Genomic DNA, 16,506 nt, shown 5'->3' on the forward strand with positions numbered 1-16,506 from the left:
GTAAGACATTAATCCCGGAGCACTTGGCGAAGCCGTACTGCAATACGGGCCGTTTGTAATGAGCTCCAGTGAAGAAATTGAGCAAGCTCTTCAAGATTACCGTGACGAGATTCTTGCCATTACCTAACGCTAGGTAGTCAATCCGTCATCAGCGCGGATACTCTGCGCATGACCAAGCAAATCCAGACCGGAATATGCCAATTATTATCATTATCGAAAACCACTAAATAGGTAAAATTCAAGGAGATCGATTTTTGCCAACTGAAACCTTTTACCACAATCAACAACATTGTATTTACGCTTTTGATTCAAGCACGATATAGTAGGTACTTGGCTCTGAAGGAGTGTATTTTATGACGACATCAATGTTGGTACGCGACGTAATGACCTCACCGTCGCCAATGGTAAAACAAGGCAGCGACTTGGGTGAAGTCGTAAAGACTTTGCTTAAGCACGGCGTTTTTGGCCTTCCCGTCGTCAATGACCTCCATGAACTCGTCGGCTTTGTTTCAGAACAAGATTGCATCCACTCAGTGTTAGTCAGTAGCTACCACTGCGAGGGCTCACCCAGCGTCGACGACGTAATGAGTCGCGAAGTATTGGCAGTGGAAGCGAACTCCTCCATTATCGACCTTGCCCAGAAAATGGGCAAAAATAAGCCTAAGTCCTACCCTGTAACCGAAGACGGCAAACTAATCGGTCTTGTCACCCGCAGCGCTATCCTGGAATCACTTTGGCATAACCGCACCAGCTGTGATTTACCCAACAGCAAACTTTAATTCGTCACTTGACCGCAAATCGCTGCCCGCGACAACGCTGCAGCGAGATCCACGAAACGACGCTTTAACATCATAGCGGTGTGGAAAAGTCTACCTCGACGCGCTTTGATTTTCGGCCTATTATTCTTTTGCACAGTTCTCGCGACGACATCATTTGCAAACACACTGACTGACATTCCTTCTGGCACCGCCAAGGAACAAAAACTCGATATTTACCTCCCAGACAAGCCCGCAAATAACCCCACTATATTTATGGTTCACGACAGCGCATGGTGCTGCGGCGACAAACAAATTTGAGGCTTGGTAAAATCTAAGGTAGCGCGCTGGGTTAGCATGGGACGAGCCTTCGTTCCTATTAATTATCGCATTCTGCCAAATACTCCCCCAGACCAACAGACGACTGGTGTGGCAAGAACCTTAGCTTATGTGCAGACGCACAGCGCGGAATAGGGCGCAGACAGCTCTAAACTAATAGTCATGGGACACTCCGCAGGCGCTCCTTTATTAGACACCGCAGCCTTAGATGTCAGCCGCCTCATGACTCAAAAACATGCTCGCCTTTATGATCGAGCTTTTGGCGACAATCCCATTTGTTGGCGCAAAGTCTCCGCAGTAGAGCATCTCCATAACAAAGTGAAATCTGTGTTATTAGTCTGCTCAACACAGCGCGAAGACAGCTGTGAACAAGCTAATTATTTCGTCAACAAAGCACTGAAGCTGGGCGCGAAAGCACAGCAATTACGCATCGATTTGGCCCATAGTAAAATCAATACCACAGTCGGTGATAACAACCTCTACACTAATCAAATTGAAGACTTTATTCGCACTTTAGATCCATACTTCAATGCCTATCTACAACCGCACGCTAGGTGACCGAGACAATTTATGCAAGGAACGCTCAATATTATTCTACTTACCGCCGCCGCCGGTGCCTGCATTCCTATTGGCGCCCTGATAGCCCGTCAGACACGGATTCAACAGCAGTGGTTGGATGAAGAATTTCGCCACTCGGTCATCGCCCTAGGCGCAGGAATTTTACTTGGCGCCGTTGCAATCGTCTTGGTGCCCGACGCTTTAGAACACCTAAATCATTCTCCCTGGGCGATAGCATTGATGCTAAGTGGCGGCTTGATATTCTATTGGCTGGAAAAGTATCTGGATATTCACCGCCGCTCAGCGCCACAATTTACCGGCATGTTATTAGATTACGTCCCCGAGTCACTGGCTCTTGGTGGTATCGCGGCCAGTGGTGCAGACACCACCATGCTACTTGCGGTACTCATCGGCCTGCAGAATTTACCAGAGGGCTTCAACGCCTATAAAGAGCTCACTGACACCGGTCGATCATCGAATAAAGTTTTACTATTAATGCTGGCATTGGTGCCGCTCGGTCCGATCGTGGGCTTAGCCGGCTATGCCGCCCTTGGCGATCAACACGAAATTCTTGGTAGTATTATGCTGGTCGCCAGCGGTGGCATTCTCTATCTCATATTCCAAGACATTGCACCGCAAATACCAATCCGTAAACACCGAGGCCCGCCGCTCGGCGCTGTTATAGGGTTTAGCATTGCCATGCTAGGTGTAGTTCTTAACCAATATTAGAGCGGGGTTTATTTACATGCCACGGCGGTATACGCTCAGTGATACTTTACCTACCGCCGTTTATTCAAAGGGTTTTTATGCGACTTCTGCTCATGGTCACCATCTCAGTCTTACTCTGCGCATGTGGGCTTTCATCCTATGATCAATCTCGAGAATGGCGCCTGCAAGAGTGCGAGAAAGTATTAGACAACACTGACCGCGCCAACTGTAAAACCAATACCCCGGACTATAAATAAAGAGGTACTTTCGTCCATTTATTAACGCCCACAAATACCACTTTATAAGCAATGGCTGCGGCCTACAGCTAGCTCAAAACCCCTCCAAACCAAAACCGCCTAAGTGTCGTTGTGAGGGGGTCCGTGGCATTCTCAGAATCAATGTTTACAGTGAACAAATAGTGTTAAGCTTCCGCGATATTAAATAATCATTGCTTAAAATTGTATGTCTGCCCACGTCACAATTTCGGCTAAATAGGGGGAAACCTATGACACAACACAAATATGACATCGTTATTTTCGGCGCCAGCAGCTTTGTCGGCGAGATCCTGTGCCAGTACTTGAGCAAAAATCGAGAAGAACCCGCTTTGCGCTGGGCTATTGCCGGTCGCTCCGCCGCCAAACTTGAGGCGGTGAAAGCCAAACTAAATAAAGCAGATTTAGATATTATAATCGCCGATGCGGCTGATGAGGAATCATTGCGGGCACTGTGCGCCCAAACTAGCGTTGTCACCACCACCGTCGGCCCCTACGCACTTTACGGCGAGCCCTTAGTGAAAGTCTGCGCAGAAACAGGCACCGATTACTGCGATCTAACCGGTGAAGCGCCGTGGATACGCCAAATGATAGAACGCTACGACGCAACGGCGAAGGCCTCTGGCGCACGTATTGTAAATTGCTGTGGTTTTGATTCTATTCCCTCTGATTTAGGCGTGTATTACACCCAGCAACAAAGCCAAGATCTCTTTGGTGAAAATTGTAACGACGTCAGCATGCGCGTCAAAGCGGCCAAAGGGGGATTTTCTGGTGGCACCTTTGCCAGCCTGATAAATGTCATGAAAGAAGCATCGAACAACCCTGCACTGCGCAAGGAACTGAGCGACCCGTATTCGCTGTGCGTCCACGAAACCGAAACCACCAAAGCACGTCAAATTAATACCGGACTAGCTCAGTTCGATAAGCTCTCTGACAGCTGGACAATTCCTTTCATCATGGCAGCCATCAATACTCGGGTCGTGCATCGCACTAATGCTTTGCTAAAAGAAGCTTATGCGAAGCCCTTTTTATACGACGAGGCAATGATGGTCGGCAAAGGTTTTGGCGGGCGGCTGCGGGCGGGCGCTATGGGCGGGGGACTGGCCGGATTTGTGGTGACTGCTACGCTTAAGCCTGGACGGTGGTTTCTTTCTAAGGTATTGCCTTCACCTGGTGAAGGTCCAAGCCCAACAGACCAGGAAAATGGTTTTTACGATTTAATCTTTTATGGCAAAACCGCATCGGGTAAAAAGCTGCAATGCCGCGTAACTGGAGATAAAGATCCGGGTTACGGCTCAACCGCAAAAATGCTTGGCCAAGCCAGCATTTGTCTCGCCCGCGACATTGATAAAACCCAAGTTGGCGGCGGTTTGCTCACACCCGCGAGTTGCTTTGGAAACGCCTTGATCGAACGTTTAAAATCCTATTCAGGCCTCACCTTTAGCATTATTGAATAGGTGTTTTAAAGACTGCCAGTAATCACCGTCGCTACTGGCAGTCATCTTTTCAAAACAACAAGGAAACTAACAACAACCACTATGCAGATTAGCCACATCTAAAATGGACTCGTCAACAATAAGGCTGCTATCCGAACGTCGCGACATCACGCTCGCTCACCCAGATTAAGGCTTCATCTTTTTGCAAAGGAATAAAGTGCTCAACTTCAATATTAGGAAAGATGCGTTTAATGAGCCTCGATCCTCGCGTAAACCAGCGCGCCTCACCAAGAATGGCTGTACGTGTAAAACGATTTATATATTTAGCTAAAAACTGCATTTCTTTGAGCCAAGCTCGCATCGTAAAACCGTCAAAATGATCAAGTTCGATAAAAATATTTAAATTATCTTCGTCAATCAACTTGCGCTCAAGCTCCGTCAAAATAATTTCTATATCGGTATGGTTAATCTTGCCAGAAACCCTAACACCTACAACGTGGGGGAAAGGAAGGGTTAATAACTCCAACATGGAATTTCCTCCGCAAATGTTTTATCAAAAGTATAGGCAAGTTCATCGCATTTGCGTTCCCTGCAAACGCGAAATACCTGTTTTTTTTCAATGGTCGCTTCGATTTCTGCCGTCTCGGGGATCAATTAAAGTTACAATCCGAACTTCATCCTCATGAGCAAGCACCTCTTCGCCAGGCCGCGGCTGGTTAACTCGTGTTGGTGGCTCTTCAATTTTACCCGTGTCATCGCGTATAGATTCTTTAAAGCCACAGCGGACGCACTCACGAATTTGCTCTAAATCAGACACCCGATACATCACAGTTTTGTCCATCTCGGCGCATTTTGGACAAACCGCACCCGCGATAAAACGACGTTGGTTGAATACAGTAGCCATAACTATACTCCCTTTGCTACAGCGATACCGGCGTGTCGCAGCAAGGCGTCATTCGCTGGCGCGCGGCCACGAAAATTCCTAAACAACACATCCGCGTCTTCTGAACCACCGCGCTCAAGAATCTCTGTCCGAAATTTTTTGCCTACCTCAACATTCATAACGCCCTGTTCTTCAAATAGCGAAAATGCATCTGCCGATAAAACCTCGGCCCACTTATAACTATAGTATCCCGCCGCGTAACCGCCAGCAAAAATATGCGAAAAACTATTTTGAAAACGATTAAATGCGGGCGGCTGAAAAACCGATACTTGATGGCGCACGTCATTAATCACTGCATCAATATCAGCCTCGTCACTGATTCCGGATTGCATATGTAATTTAAAATCAAACAGGGAAAATTCTATTTGTCTGAGCATTTGCATGCCCGACTGGAAATTCTTTGCGGCTAATAACTTATCAAGCAACGCTAGGGGCAATGGCTCTCCGGTTTGATAATGTGCCGATATATCCGGAATGACCGACTTTTCCCAACACCAATTTTCTAGAAACTGGCTGGGTAACTCAACTGCGTCCCAGGCAACACCGCTAATTCCCGCCACGCTTAGGCAGTCTATTTTAGTCAGCATATGATGTAAGCCGTGGCCAAACTCATGGAATAAAGTAGTCACCTCATTATGCGTTAACAGCGAAGGACGCTCGCTGGTTGGCGGTGAAAAATTACACACCAAAAAAGCCACCGGTTGCTGCACCCCTTCGTCATCCAATATACGACGGCCACGGGCATTGGCCATCCATGCACCGCCGCGTTTATTACTTCTAGCGTATAAATCTAAATAGAAATGGGCGAGTACCTCCCCATGGCGGGATATGCGATAGCAATGCGCATCTTTATGCCAAAAATCGACATCATCAAGTGCGCTTATCTCAATATCAAACAACTGCCCAGTGATTTTGAATAAACCACTTATTACCTTTTCAGCGGGGAAGTAGGGGCGCAACTCTTCTTGAGAAAGCGTAAATGAGGCCTCTTTTAATTTTTCACTAAAGTAGGGCACATCCCATGCTTTTAATTCAGCAACGCCGTGCTGAGCGGCAAAAGTACTTAACTCTGCAAACTCACGAGTCGCTACCGGCTTACTAGCCCGAGCTAACTCTTCAAGGAAATCGATAACCTGTGTACTCGACTCGGCCATTTTACTGGCGAGAGAATAATCAGAGTAATGCTTAAAGCCCAACAGCTCTGACATCTCTTGACGAAGCTGCAAAATTTCGACCATCAGCGGGCCGTTATCCCACTGACCTGCTTGCGGCCCCTGTGACGATGCCCGCGTAGCGTAGGCCGTATACATTTCTTCGCGCAATTCTCGGTTTTCAGCGTACTGCATGATCGGTAAATAGGTGGGAATGTCCAAGCTCAAACGGTAACCATCTAAGTCTTTGGCCCTAGCCGATTCACGCAAATTATCAAGCACTGTTGCGGGTATGCCGGCCAAGCCATCGGCACTTTCAATTATTTTTTCCCAGCCATCGGTGGCATCTAATACCTGATTTGAAAACTCAGTAGACAATACGCTACGTCGCTGCTGAATAGCCGCAAAACGGCTCGCCTTGTCGCCCTCTAAAGCAACCCCTGAAAGCGTAAAATCACGGAGCATATTGCTGATCGCTCTTTGGCGAGGGCCAGTTAAACTTTTATACTCATCACTTGCAGCAAACATTGTGACCCGCTCAAACAGCGGCCGATTTTGCCCCATCTCGCTATTATAGGCCGTTAGCATAGGCAGGCAGAGACTATAAGCGTTTCGCCATGCATCGCCGCTAAGCACACTGTGCACATGACTCATTGGCGCCCAAAACCGCCCAATGCTGTCATCTATTTCTTCAAGTGGCGCCATTAAATTGGACCAACTCGGGCGGTGCTCGTCGGCAACTAATGCCGCCACCTTTTGTCTAGCTTGCGCTAACAAGGTCTCGCATTCTTTAGGCATTGCCAGCGGATCGAGTGTCGAAAATATCGGTAAACTATTAGCCATCATGTTACAAAAACCCCTATGATCTGGAAAACACCAATGCCCCCAGTGTATCAAATCTACAGGCCCGCCGAAGCCTGTTAATATGCTTTTAGATATCACCCCGTCCAGTTCAGGCTAGACGGTATAAAAGCACTAATACCCGCACCGGAGATAGGCCATGAGTTACCAGCCACAACACTATGTCAGGACATTCGAGGGCCATAAACCGAATCTAGGTAAAAGAGTTTTTATCGACCCCAGCGCGGTAGTCATCGGTGACGTGAGTATTGGCGATGACAGCTCAATTTGGCCCAACACCACGGTACGCGGCGACATGCATCGCATTAAAATAGGCGCCCGCAGTAGCATTCAAGATAATAGTGTTTTGCATATTACCCACGCCGGCCCCTATAACCCCGACGGTTATCCGCTCACTATTGGCGATGAGGTCACGGTAGCCCATAGCGTCACCTTACACGGCTGCACGATTGGCAACCGGGTGCTCATAGGCATGGGAACGATTGTGATGGACGGCGCCGTAATCGCGGACGATGTGGTAGTGGGTGCCAATTCATTAGTGACCCCAGGTAAACATCTGGCTAGTGGCTGGTTATATGTTGGCAGCCCAGCCAAAGCTATACGCGAATTGAGCGAAGGGGATCTCAGTTATTTCAGTTATAGCGCCAGCAATTACGCCAAGCTGAAAGATCGGCATATCGCTGCACTAGATGGCTAGTCGTAGATCCCCATTGCAGCCGGGTTTAGTAAACCCCGGCGTCGTGTAATAGGTAGGCTAAATAGGCGAAGTAGAGCAGTAATAATCCACCGCCTTCAACTCTTGAGATACGCCGCGCTCGGCGTGGCCCCCACGCCGCTAAAAAGAACAAACCGGTCAATAACAGCATTACCGGATAGTCTCTAGTCAGCACCTGTGGATCAATCGGACCAGGCGCAATAACACCGGGCAAGGCCATGACGCCCAAGAGGTTAAATAGATTGGAGCCGACCACGTTGCCAATCGCAATATCGTGTTCGTTCTTGCGAGCGGCGGCAATCGAGGCCGCTAACTCTGGCAAGCTGGTACCCACCGCGACAACCGTCAACCCAATGACCAAATCACTAAGTCCAAAGAACTGCGCAATTTCGACAGCCGACCACACTAGAACCCGCGCCGAAGCGAGCAATAACACAAAACCAAATAGCAGCCAGCCCAAGGCAACCGACAAAGGCATGCCGCGGGGAATTTCGGCTTCAAACTCGGCCTCTATACTGTCGCCCTTGCTATGTTTAGCCTCCCAGATTTGTCTCAGCACGACGAGTAAAAACCCGAGCAGTAAGATACTGCCGTCCATTACGCCTAAGTCACCGTCGGACAAGAGATAATAGCCAACCAGCATAACTAGAATAAGCAGAGGGATTTCGCGGGTAACGAGCTTAGACTGAACCTTGAGGGGGATCAGCAGGGCGGTTAAGCCCAAAATCAAAGCGATATTGGTGATATTCGAGCCCAGCGCATTACCCACCGCCAAACCTGGCTGACCATCGACAGCCGCGATCGCAGACACCAGCATTTCTGGTGCAGACGTACCGATGCCAACCACCAAAATACCAATAACCAAGGGAGAAACACCCAGTATTGACGCTGTAGCAGACGCTCCAATGACGAAGCGATCCGCACTCCAAACCAGTAAAACTAGGCCCACAATGAGGGCCGCGACCGTTAACAACATATAAAAAATTCCAAAAAAACCGCCGACATTGCTGTTATGTCGACAAAGATTGACGAACGAGATCCATAACAGGTTTGGTGTCTGGCCTCACGCCGCGCCAAATACAAAATGATTCCGCGGCCTGCTCTACTAACATTCCCAAACCGTCAGATACCGCCCAAGCTGTTTCGCCTGCAGCCCAACGCATAAAGGGGGTCGGTTCTGCGCCATACATCATATCGTAGGCACAACCATCATTACTTAGTATGTGATGTGGAAGCGGCGGTAAATCGCCGCGCATACTCGCGCTGGTGCCATTAATAATTAGGTCAAACTGACCACTGGTTAGTCCTTCGTAACTGCAACCGGCAACATGACCCAAAGACTCAAAGTTCTTAGCCAAGCTTTGCGCTTTGGAGACGGTACGATTTGCCACCAAGACATGCGCCGGCCCCTGTTTTAGCAAAGGCCCAAGAATACCGCGCACTGCACCACCCGCACCCAAGACTAAAATTCGCCGACCACTTAACTCCCAACCAAGATTGCTATGAATATCTCGAACCAGACCAATCCCGTCGGTGTTATCGCCGTATACCCCGCCATCTTCCTGCAGTGCAAGAGTATTTACTGCACCCGCGCGGCGTGCTCGCCCACTAAGTTGATCTGCGAATTCAAAGGCATCGAGCTTAAAAGGTACGGTAATATTTAGACCCTTACCGCCATGGTTGAAAAACTTAGTCGCGGCCTCAGCAAAGTGCTCCAACTCAATCTTGCGCGCTCGATAATGCAGTTGCTGACCGGTTTGCTCAGCAAACGCCGCATGAATCTGCGGCGATTTGCTGTGCTTAACCGGATTCCCATATACGGCATACTGATCTTTAGTTTCCATAAGCAAAAAATGCTGCCTCTGTTATTCCATCGAAAGCCAATCTCTAACCGGCAAAAAGTCCTCGGTTAACGCGGCTTCTGGACTACCCACTGCGGGCTGCCAATTATACTCCCACCTAACTAAGGGCGGCAGTGACATAAGAATTGATTCGGTGCGGCCGCCACTTTGCAAGCCAAATAAAGTGCCGCGATCATGTACTAAATTAAACTCGACGTAGCGGCCACGACGATAAAGCTGAAACTGGCGCTGGCGATCGTCCCAAACCATCGTCTTGCGGCGTTCAACTATCGGTATATAAGCCTCGGTATAAGAATTTCCCACGGCCTGCATAAATTCAAAACAAGACTCGAAGCCACCCTCATTCAGGTCGTCGAAAAATAGGCCTCCAACTCCTCTCGCCTCGTTGCGATGACCCATATAGAAATAGTCATCGCACCATTTTTTATACTTGGGATAGATATCAGGCCCAAAGGGTTCACAGGCATCTTTCGCAATTTGATGCCAATGCCGACAATCCTCTTCAAAACCGTAGTAGGGCGTGAGGTCGTAGCCACCACCAAACCACCAAACAGGTTCTTCACCGGGTTTTTCGGCGACAAAAAACCTCACATTAGCATGGCTGGTGGGAACATACGGATTTTGCGGGTGCATTACTAGCGATACGCCCATAGCCTGATAGCTTCGACCTGCAAGCTCTGGTCGATGCGCGCTAGCGCTACCAGGCATGGCGTCGCCCTGCACATGAGAGAAATTAACTCCGCCTTTTTCAAAAACGGCGCCGTCGGTGATCACTCGACTCCGCCCCCGGCCCCAATCGTCTTCTACAAACTCAGCCGTACCATCAACAGCGGACAGCTGGTCGCAAATCCGGTCTTGCAGAGCAAGTAAAAACCCCTTTACTGCGGCAATATCAATATTTTTCATACGGTCTCCACCTTCACGGCAGCAAAACTTGCGCCATGACTAACTTATGCGCCACGCAAATACTCGCCGCTCAGCGCATCGCGAATATCCGTCGGTTGTGCAAGATCACCAGTAATACCCGGCAAATAATAATCAACTTGTGAGCGAAAATAATGCTGCACTTCACACTGATTTCTGGCCGGTTCGCGACCAGCCGGATTTGCCGATGTTGACACTAAGCAGGTGTTCGCTGCACGGCAAAGGGCGGAGGTAAGTGGGTGGTCACTAACCCTAATAGCCACGCTATGGTGGCTTCCGCGAATCCACGACGGGGCCCATCCAGCATCTGGCACCACCCATGTATGTGGCCCAGGCCAGCTTACTGCTAGCGCTTCGCGAATGGCCTCAGGTAAATTCGGCAATATCGCATCAAAGCGCGCCACACAATCGGCCACTAACACTAAGCCTTTCGATGGGTCGCGATTTTTCATTTTTAGAATGTGCCCCACTGCAGCACGATCCCACGGCACGCATGCCAAACCCCACACAGCTTCGGTGGGGTGACTCACAACAGCGCCCGCCCGCAGCAATGCTGCCGCGCGGCGCAGACGATAAGAATCTGGCAAGGCCATAAAAATAGATCCGCATAATGGTTAGCGAAAGCGATAAAATGCGGCCAAAGTATACCCGTTTTTACATCACGATGAGGTCTAAATTGCAGAATGAACGCCAGATCTAGGGACACTACGTTGTAAATATGATGATCAATTTGGGGAGCTAGCACTCACCAAGCAGTTATTAGTTAATTTGGTGCAAGCTAGCGACTCCGCTGCCAGCCGCCTCGCTGCTGCTCCACCCAGCCCTCCACTTCTAGTTGGCTAAGCTCCGCAAGAACAACATCGACACTCTGGCCGCAATGCTTAAGCAGCTCATCGACAGATTGCGGCTCGTAGCCCAGCGCATCATATACCTGAGATACCACGGCCGGTTCAACGGCTTGGCCCACAGGCGGTTCGATCACATCGCGGCCCGCCCATTCGGAGAACTCCTCAACAATATCGGCCAAGGTTTCAACCAGCTTTGCACCTTGTTTGATGAGCGCATTACAGCCGCGACTTGCCGGATTATGAATCGATCCAGGAATAGCGAACACCTCTCGGTTTTGCTCCAATGCCTGCCTAGCGGTAATTAGTGATCCACTATGAATTGCCGCCTCTACTACTAGCACGCCTAAACTAAGGCCACTGATGATGCGGTTGCGGCGTGGAAATTGATGGCGCAGTGGCGGGCTACCCAACGGAAACTCACTTAACAGCAAACCCTCTAACCCTATTTGCTGGTAGAGCGCGGCATTGCTGCGCGGATAGCACTGATCGACTCCGGTGCCCAACACCGCAATGGTGGAAGAGGGCGTTGCTAAAGCGCCAATATGCGCTCCGGCATCAACCCCAAGAGCCATTCCACTCACGGTGGTGAACCCAGCTTGACCCAAAGCAGAGGCGAAGGCCTGCGCGTCACTGCGCCCCATGCGACTAGGGCGGCGACTCCCCACCACTGCAAAGCTTAGCCGGCTCAGCAGCTCTCGACGGCCGCGAAAATATAGTATTGGCGGAGGGTCGTGGATTTCTTTCAGAAGAGCGGGGTAATCGTCATCATGTAAACACATGACCTCCGCGTTTGCGCGGCTAAGCTCGTCATCAACACCACCATGATGGGGCATGGCCAACTGCTTTTCTAATTGCTGCCTATTCGCCGCGCTGATGCCGAACCTAAACTGCAAGTCCGATGACATATGGAGCAGTGATTCGGGCGTATCACAGAGGGCGAGTAAGCGACGAAAAGTTGCCGGTGTGAGGCTTAAAATCTGCTGAACCTGAAGCCAGCGACGAGCAATTATTTCCACATTCGCGTCCTTGCGTATAGTGGTCTGGCCGCTTTTAGCGGCCGTTAAATTTCATTAGGGGTTTTTAACTAAATCACCAACTTTTAATGGTTGCTCAGCCTTTAACACCAGGGCGTAACTAACGCGCTCAAAGCTGCGAAAAACCATCAACACACCGGATCGTACATCTGGCGCTTTTATCCGCTCGTTAGTGATGGGATCGGTCACCACTTCACCTCTCGAGTAAATGGCCAGTACATTACCAGCTTCCAGTTTGTCGCGGTCACCCAAATTTAAGGTAACCACATCCAAGCTCCCTATCTGGGTCAAGCCACCCTCTACCGCAATAATAAAGCCATTACTGCTCTCTACGGGCGCCTTAGGTTCAAAGCTAGCATGAAGATGTCGCAGCTCCATAGGCAGAAACCTGTCGGCACGACGGATCTCTTGGGTGCTGCGATTCAAGGTCAGCGTGGCAACGTCTTTCTCAGTGGCGAGAAGATTGGCGGTGCCTATATCCGTTGCTTCAACACCGAGCACTTCGCCGCTGATAGGGTCCTTATAGACTTGGCCACGGCGATAAACACCGTAGGTCTCATTACCACTAAAGTCGCCACGGCCTAGCACCTGATCTCCGGCGCCGGCAACAATATTGCCGCGCTTACCGGCAAGTACATAAGGTGCTTGCTCCAGCTCGGCATCGCTGACGACACGACCGCGAGTTAAAAATGGCGCAATCACATCCAGAGGTATTGTTGGAATGGCATCATTGATATCAGATATTCGCATCTGCGGCGTGAGTTTTACGACGCTATTGTCAGCCCCATTTCTCACCAGCACGGGCTTGCCGTCCACCCACGTCAACTTCAGTACGTCTCCAGAGTAGATTAAATGCGGATTTTCTACCTGCGGGTTGTAATACCAGAGTTCCGGCCAAAACCACGGATCATTGAGGAACATACCTGAAATAGTCCACAAGGTGTCGCCCTTTTTAACCACATAGGTTTGCGGATGACCGGCCTTCAAAGAGAGCACATCACCCGCTTGAGCGAAAGCCATTATCAATCCTAGGCAAAGTCCCAAAACCGTGTTCTTCATGATTACATCCTATTATTCTTTAAACTGACCGCCAGCAAATGGCAAGAATCAGGCATTTCTTATTCGCTCTCTGTATAATTATAGAGGATACGTTGCAACAGGCGAATATTTGTAGATCAAAATATCTACTCAATCATTATCTTAGCAATACTTACACAACTTACACGATAAATGGTCAAGAACTCTTATGGCTGTACTAGAAATCCTTGAGTTTCCCGATTCAAGACTGCGAACAGTGGCAAAACCGGTAGAGACTGTCGATGAGCGCGTCCGCAATTTAATCGATGACATGTTCGAAACCATGTACGATGCGCCCGGAATTGGTTTAGCTGCAAGTCAAATCAATGTTCACGAACAAATTATCGTTATTGATGTGAGCGAAGACGCTAGCGAGCCCTTAGTTTTTATCAATCCGGAAATCAACGTACTTGATGGAGAAACCTTCGAATACGACGAGGGCTGCCTATCGGTGCCTGGTTTCTATGAAACCGTTGTACGTCCGCAGCATATTCACGTTAAAGCCCTAGACCGCAATGGGGAAGCCTTTGAGATGACCCCACAGGGCCTCCTAGCGGTGTGCATCCAACATGAAAATGACCACCTCTTAGGCAAGCTCTTTGTAGATTATATTTCTCCGCTAAAGCGCAATCGTATTCGCGGCAAAATGGAAAAGCTGCACAAGCAGACGTCGCCATGAGCGCTAATCCACTGCGACTCGTATTTGCCGGTACGCCTGACTTCGCAGCTCAGCATCTGCAAGCGCTTATAGACGACGGTACTCACCAGATTGTCGCCGTCTACAGCCAGCCAGATCGCCCCGCTGGCCGTGGTAAAAAAATCCTGCCCAGCGCCGTCAAGCAGTGCGCTGCAGCGGCGGGTATACCGGTTTATCAACCGGCTAACTTCAAAGACGCCAGTGATCGTGAACAATTAGCCAGCCATGACGCAGATTTGATGATAGTCGTCGCCTACGGTCTCTTGCTGCCAAAAAGTGTACTAGATATTCCACACCTGGCCTGCGTAAATGTGCATGGTTCACTATTGCCCCGCTGGCGCGGTGCAGCGCCAATCCAGCGCGCCATAGAAGCCGGCGACCAAAACACCGGTGTCACTATTATGCAAATGGATGTCGGCCTAGATACCGGTGCCATGCTAAGCAAAGTGAGCTGCGATATTAAAGACACCGACTCGGCCGCAGACCTGTTCCAGCGTCTGGCTGATATAGGGGGCCCAGCCTTACTCGATAGTATTGCCGCCTTGTCGCAAGGTAGCGCAATATTTGAAATTCAAGACGATAGCTTAAGTAACTACGCCGCTAAAATTGGCAAGTCCGAGGCAGAAATCGACTGGCGGCTAAGTGCCATCACCCTAGATCGTAAAATTCGTGCCTTTAATCCATTCCCCGTTTGTTACACGCGCTTTGCCGCCAATCAAAAAGACGAGCGCATAAAGATTTGGCGCGCCCAACCCTTGCCCGCAGTCGCCGCTGGTACCACCGCCGGCGAAATTATCAGTGCCGACAAATCCGGCATTACCATTGCCTGTGGTGACGGTGCTTTGCGCATTCTCGATTTACAAATGCCCGGAGGTAAAGTGCTATCCGCTTGCGATATTCTCAACGCCCGCTCTGCACAATTTAGCCCCGGTACGATAATGAGTTCGCCATCAGGCACCCTATGATATGTCCCCGAGTTGCCGCAGCACGCTGTCTGGCAAATATCGAACAAGACGGTAGTTCGCTATCGCGTATTTTGCCGCGAGTTGAGCAAGATGTAGATCCCTCGCAACGCTCACTTTATCGAGAGCTTTGCTACGGCACCTTGCGTTTTTACTGGAAATTAGACGCCGCCCTAAGGCCCTTTTTTAGCAAGCCACTCAAAGCGAAAGACAGTGACGTAAAAATGCTAATTTACGTGGGCGCCTACCAGCTCTTCTATACCCGTATCCCCCCCCATGCGGCCATCAACAGCAGTGTTGATGGTTCTCGCAGCCTAGGTAAAAAGTGGGCAGCAGGTATGACGAATGCTATTTTACGACGCTGCCAGCGTGAGCAAGACAGCTTATTTAACTCGCTTGATCCAGCCGCAGCGGCAGCTTTTCCGACGTGGCTCTTCGACGCCCTGCAAAGCGCTTGGCCAGACCAACTTCAAGATATTGTCGACGCCAGTAACGCCCACCCGCCTTTTTGTCTGCGGGTTAACGCTCTTCACCAAAGTCGCGAACACTATTTAGACGCCCTCGCAAACATCGATATTGCCGCAACCGCCTGTGAATTTGCCAGTAATGGCATACGACTAGAACAAGCCTGCAGTGTTGATAAATTGCCAGGCTTTCATGACGGCCACGCCAGCGTGCAAGATGAAGCCGCCCAGCTCTGTACTAGTCTGCTGGAACTGAGACCGGGTTTACGAGTGCTCGATGCCTGCGCTGCCCCCGGCGGCAAGACCGGCGCCATTCTCGAGTGCGAGCCGCAACTAGGCGAACTAATCGCCTTGGATATCGACGAGCAGCGACTCAGCCGCATTCAAGACAATTTGGATCGCCTGCAACTCAGTGCGACGCTCCTCAGCGCCGATGCAGCAGATACCAGTGCGTGGTGGGACGGCATACCTTTTGACCGCATTCTGCTCGACGCGCCGTGTTCAGCCACCGCCGTAATTAGACGCAATCCCGATATCAAGCTCAATCGCCGCGCATCGGATATAAAACCGCTGGTACAACTGCAGGCGACCTTGCTTGACGCACTTTGGCAGTGCTTGAAACCCGACGGCATTTTTATTTACGCGAGCTGCTCCTTACTACCAGCGGAAAATGAACAGCAAATAACCGCATTTGTCGCCAAGCATGAAGACGCCGAATTAGTCCCCATTACAGCCGATTGGGGAATCGACCGCAGTGGTTGCCGACAGTTGTTTCCACACATTAATAGTCACGATGGCTTCTTTTACGCGAAAATTCGTAAAAAACTCTGATCCCTGCTATTGAGTGCGGCACTCCTGCGCCGCACAATGAAGACCGTGGACACAATTTCACCTTTTCCG

General features: G+C 50.0%; 19 protein-coding genes. 10 read left to right on the forward strand and 9 right to left on the reverse strand.

Going from position 1 to position 16,506, the window contains the following annotated elements; genetic code table 11:
• Positions 1-7: 7 nt before the first annotated feature.
• The 6 genes from ACI955_RS05465 (at position 8) to ACI955_RS05490 (ending at position 4,089) form a co-directional block, all read left to right on the forward strand.
• Positions 8-127, forward strand: a complete 120-nt coding sequence (locus ACI955_RS05465; protein ID WP_415242848.1) for a pirin-like C-terminal cupin domain-containing protein — start codon at positions 8-10, stop codon at positions 125-127.
• 226 nt (positions 128-353) lie between these two features.
• Positions 354-779: a CBS domain-containing protein gene (locus tag ACI955_RS05470; RefSeq protein ID WP_415242725.1), complete on the forward strand. Its 426-nt coding sequence runs from the start codon at positions 354-356 to the stop codon at positions 777-779.
• A 477-nt stretch (positions 780-1,256) separates the two neighbouring features.
• A complete protein-coding gene (locus ACI955_RS05475) occupies positions 1,257-1,652 on the forward strand; it encodes a hypothetical protein (protein WP_415242726.1) in 396 nt (131 codons plus the stop codon).
• Positions 1,653-1,664: 12 nt separating this feature from the next.
• The gene (locus ACI955_RS05480) at positions 1,665-2,381 is read left to right on the forward strand and encodes a ZIP family metal transporter (RefSeq protein ID WP_415242727.1); all 717 of its coding nucleotides are present in this window, start codon (positions 1,665-1,667) and stop codon (positions 2,379-2,381) included.
• Between the two features lie 77 nt (positions 2,382-2,458).
• Positions 2,459-2,617 (forward strand): hypothetical protein, encoded by a 159-nt coding sequence (locus ACI955_RS05485; RefSeq protein ID WP_415242728.1) that lies wholly within the window; start codon positions 2,459-2,461, stop codon positions 2,615-2,617.
• A gap of 248 nt (positions 2,618-2,865) precedes the next feature.
• Entirely contained in the window at positions 2,866-4,089 is a 1,224-nt protein-coding gene (locus ACI955_RS05490; protein WP_415242729.1) for a saccharopine dehydrogenase family protein, read from the forward strand.
• A gap of 127 nt (positions 4,090-4,216) precedes the next feature.
• On the opposite strand, the gene ACI955_RS05495 is transcribed toward ACI955_RS05490, so the two are convergent.
• The 3 genes from ACI955_RS05495 to ACI955_RS05505 all read right to left on the reverse strand — a co-directional run bounded on the left by ACI955_RS05495 (position 4,217) and on the right by ACI955_RS05505 (position 7,008).
• Entirely contained in the window at positions 4,217-4,597 is a 381-nt protein-coding gene (locus ACI955_RS05495) for an STAS/SEC14 domain-containing protein (protein WP_415242730.1), read from the reverse strand.
• Positions 4,598-4,684: 87 nt separating this feature from the next.
• Positions 4,685-4,972 carry a YheV family putative zinc ribbon protein gene (locus ACI955_RS05500; protein WP_368374282.1) on the reverse strand — a complete coding sequence of 96 codons (288 nt, stop codon included), beginning with the start codon at positions 4,970-4,972 and terminating at the stop codon, positions 4,685-4,687.
• 2 nt (positions 4,973-4,974) lie between these two features.
• The gene (locus ACI955_RS05505) at positions 4,975-7,008 is read right to left on the reverse strand and encodes a M3 family metallopeptidase (RefSeq protein ID WP_415242731.1); all 2,034 of its coding nucleotides are present in this window, start codon (positions 7,006-7,008) and stop codon (positions 4,975-4,977) included.
• 154 nt (positions 7,009-7,162) lie between these two features.
• Here ACI955_RS05505 and ACI955_RS05510 point away from each other — a divergent pair, with 154 nt between their 5' ends.
• Positions 7,163-7,720 (forward strand): gamma carbonic anhydrase family protein, encoded by a 558-nt coding sequence (locus ACI955_RS05510; protein WP_415242732.1) that lies wholly within the window; start codon positions 7,163-7,165, stop codon positions 7,718-7,720.
• Between the two features lie 25 nt (positions 7,721-7,745).
• Here the strand turns inward: ACI955_RS05510 and ACI955_RS05515 are convergent, their stop codons facing one another.
• From ACI955_RS05515 to ACI955_RS05540, 6 genes are all read right to left on the reverse strand, one after another.
• Positions 7,746-8,714 carry a calcium/sodium antiporter gene (locus ACI955_RS05515; protein ID WP_415242733.1) on the reverse strand — a complete coding sequence of 323 codons (969 nt, stop codon included), beginning with the start codon at positions 8,712-8,714 and terminating at the stop codon, positions 7,746-7,748.
• Between the two features lie 34 nt (positions 8,715-8,748).
• Positions 8,749-9,582: a shikimate dehydrogenase gene (gene aroE, locus ACI955_RS05520; protein ID WP_415242734.1), complete on the reverse strand. Its 834-nt coding sequence runs from the start codon at positions 9,580-9,582 to the stop codon at positions 8,749-8,751.
• A gap of 21 nt (positions 9,583-9,603) precedes the next feature.
• Positions 9,604-10,506 carry an oxygen-dependent coproporphyrinogen oxidase gene (hemF, locus tag ACI955_RS05525; protein ID WP_415242735.1) on the reverse strand — a complete coding sequence of 301 codons (903 nt, stop codon included), beginning with the start codon at positions 10,504-10,506 and terminating at the stop codon, positions 9,604-9,606.
• 44 nt (positions 10,507-10,550) lie between these two features.
• Positions 10,551-11,117, reverse strand: a complete 567-nt coding sequence (locus ACI955_RS05530; RefSeq protein ID WP_415242736.1) for an L-threonylcarbamoyladenylate synthase — start codon at positions 11,115-11,117, stop codon at positions 10,551-10,553.
• Between the two features lie 185 nt (positions 11,118-11,302).
• Positions 11,303-12,388 (reverse strand): DNA-processing protein DprA, encoded by a 1,086-nt coding sequence (gene dprA / locus ACI955_RS05535; RefSeq protein ID WP_415242737.1) that lies wholly within the window; start codon positions 12,386-12,388, stop codon positions 11,303-11,305.
• 54 nt (positions 12,389-12,442) lie between these two features.
• Positions 12,443-13,465 carry a LysM peptidoglycan-binding domain-containing protein gene (locus ACI955_RS05540; RefSeq protein WP_415242738.1) on the reverse strand — a complete coding sequence of 341 codons (1,023 nt, stop codon included), beginning with the start codon at positions 13,463-13,465 and terminating at the stop codon, positions 12,443-12,445.
• Between the two features lie 187 nt (positions 13,466-13,652).
• On the opposite strand from ACI955_RS05540, the gene def reads away from it, so the two are divergent.
• The 3 genes from def to rsmB are packed head-to-tail and all read left to right on the forward strand — an operon-like array spanning position 13,653 to position 16,437.
• Entirely contained in the window at positions 13,653-14,162 is a 510-nt protein-coding gene (gene def, locus ACI955_RS05545; RefSeq protein ID WP_415242739.1) for a peptide deformylase, read from the forward strand.
• Positions 14,159-15,145, forward strand: coding sequence for a methionyl-tRNA formyltransferase (gene fmt, locus ACI955_RS05550; RefSeq protein WP_415242740.1), 987 nt, complete (start codon positions 14,159-14,161; stop codon positions 15,143-15,145). The genes def and fmt overlap by 4 nt, the downstream gene beginning before the upstream one ends.
• Positions 15,142-16,437, forward strand: coding sequence for a 16S rRNA (cytosine(967)-C(5))-methyltransferase RsmB (gene rsmB / locus ACI955_RS05555; RefSeq protein ID WP_415242741.1), 1,296 nt, complete (start codon positions 15,142-15,144; stop codon positions 16,435-16,437). Before fmt ends, rsmB begins: the two co-directional genes overlap by 4 nt.
• Positions 16,438-16,506: the final 69 nt, after the last annotated feature.

The sequence above is a fragment of the Zhongshania sp. genome (genome assembly GCF_047636175.1).
Taxonomy (GTDB): Bacteria; Pseudomonadota; Gammaproteobacteria; order Pseudomonadales; family Spongiibacteraceae; genus Spongiibacter.

What these genes read in the sequence shown, in the direction of transcription:
- ACI955_RS05470 (WP_415242725.1), top strand. Translation starts at nt 354, where the DNA reads ATGACGACATCAATGTTGGTACGCGACGTAATGACCTCACCGTCGCCA.
- ACI955_RS05475 (WP_415242726.1), top strand. Translation starts at nt 1,257, where the DNA reads ATGGGACACTCCGCAGGCGCTCCTTTATTAGACACCGCAGCCTTAGAT.
- ACI955_RS05480 (WP_415242727.1), top strand. Translation starts at nt 1,665, where the DNA reads ATGCAAGGAACGCTCAATATTATTCTACTTACCGCCGCCGCCGGTGCC.
- ACI955_RS05485 (WP_415242728.1), top strand. Translation starts at nt 2,459, where the DNA reads ATGCGACTTCTGCTCATGGTCACCATCTCAGTCTTACTCTGCGCATGT.
- ACI955_RS05490 (WP_415242729.1), top strand. Translation starts at nt 2,866, where the DNA reads ATGACACAACACAAATATGACATCGTTATTTTCGGCGCCAGCAGCTTT.
- ACI955_RS05495 (WP_415242730.1), bottom strand. Translation starts at nt 4,597, where the DNA reads ATGTTGGAGTTATTAACCCTTCCTTTCCCCCACGTTGTAGGTGTTAGG.
- ACI955_RS05500 (WP_368374282.1), bottom strand. Translation starts at nt 4,972, where the DNA reads ATGGCTACTGTATTCAACCAACGTCGTTTTATCGCGGGTGCGGTTTGT.
- ACI955_RS05505 (WP_415242731.1), bottom strand. Translation starts at nt 7,008, where the DNA reads ATGATGGCTAATAGTTTACCGATATTTTCGACACTCGATCCGCTGGCA.
- ACI955_RS05510 (WP_415242732.1), top strand. Translation starts at nt 7,163, where the DNA reads ATGAGTTACCAGCCACAACACTATGTCAGGACATTCGAGGGCCATAAA.
- ACI955_RS05515 (WP_415242733.1), bottom strand. Translation starts at nt 8,714, where the DNA reads ATGTTGTTAACGGTCGCGGCCCTCATTGTGGGCCTAGTTTTACTGGTT.
- aroE (WP_415242734.1), bottom strand. Translation starts at nt 9,582, where the DNA reads ATGGAAACTAAAGATCAGTATGCCGTATATGGGAATCCGGTTAAGCAC.
- hemF (WP_415242735.1), bottom strand. Translation starts at nt 10,506, where the DNA reads ATGAAAAATATTGATATTGCCGCAGTAAAGGGGTTTTTACTTGCTCTG.
- ACI955_RS05530 (WP_415242736.1), bottom strand. Translation starts at nt 11,117, where the DNA reads ATGGCCTTGCCAGATTCTTATCGTCTGCGCCGCGCGGCAGCATTGCTG.
- ACI955_RS05540 (WP_415242738.1), bottom strand. Translation starts at nt 13,465, where the DNA reads ATGAAGAACACGGTTTTGGGACTTTGCCTAGGATTGATAATGGCTTTC.
- def (WP_415242739.1), top strand. Translation starts at nt 13,653, where the DNA reads ATGGCTGTACTAGAAATCCTTGAGTTTCCCGATTCAAGACTGCGAACA.
- fmt (WP_415242740.1), top strand. Translation starts at nt 14,159, where the DNA reads ATGAGCGCTAATCCACTGCGACTCGTATTTGCCGGTACGCCTGACTTC.
- rsmB (WP_415242741.1), top strand. Translation starts at nt 15,142, where the DNA reads ATGATATGTCCCCGAGTTGCCGCAGCACGCTGTCTGGCAAATATCGAA.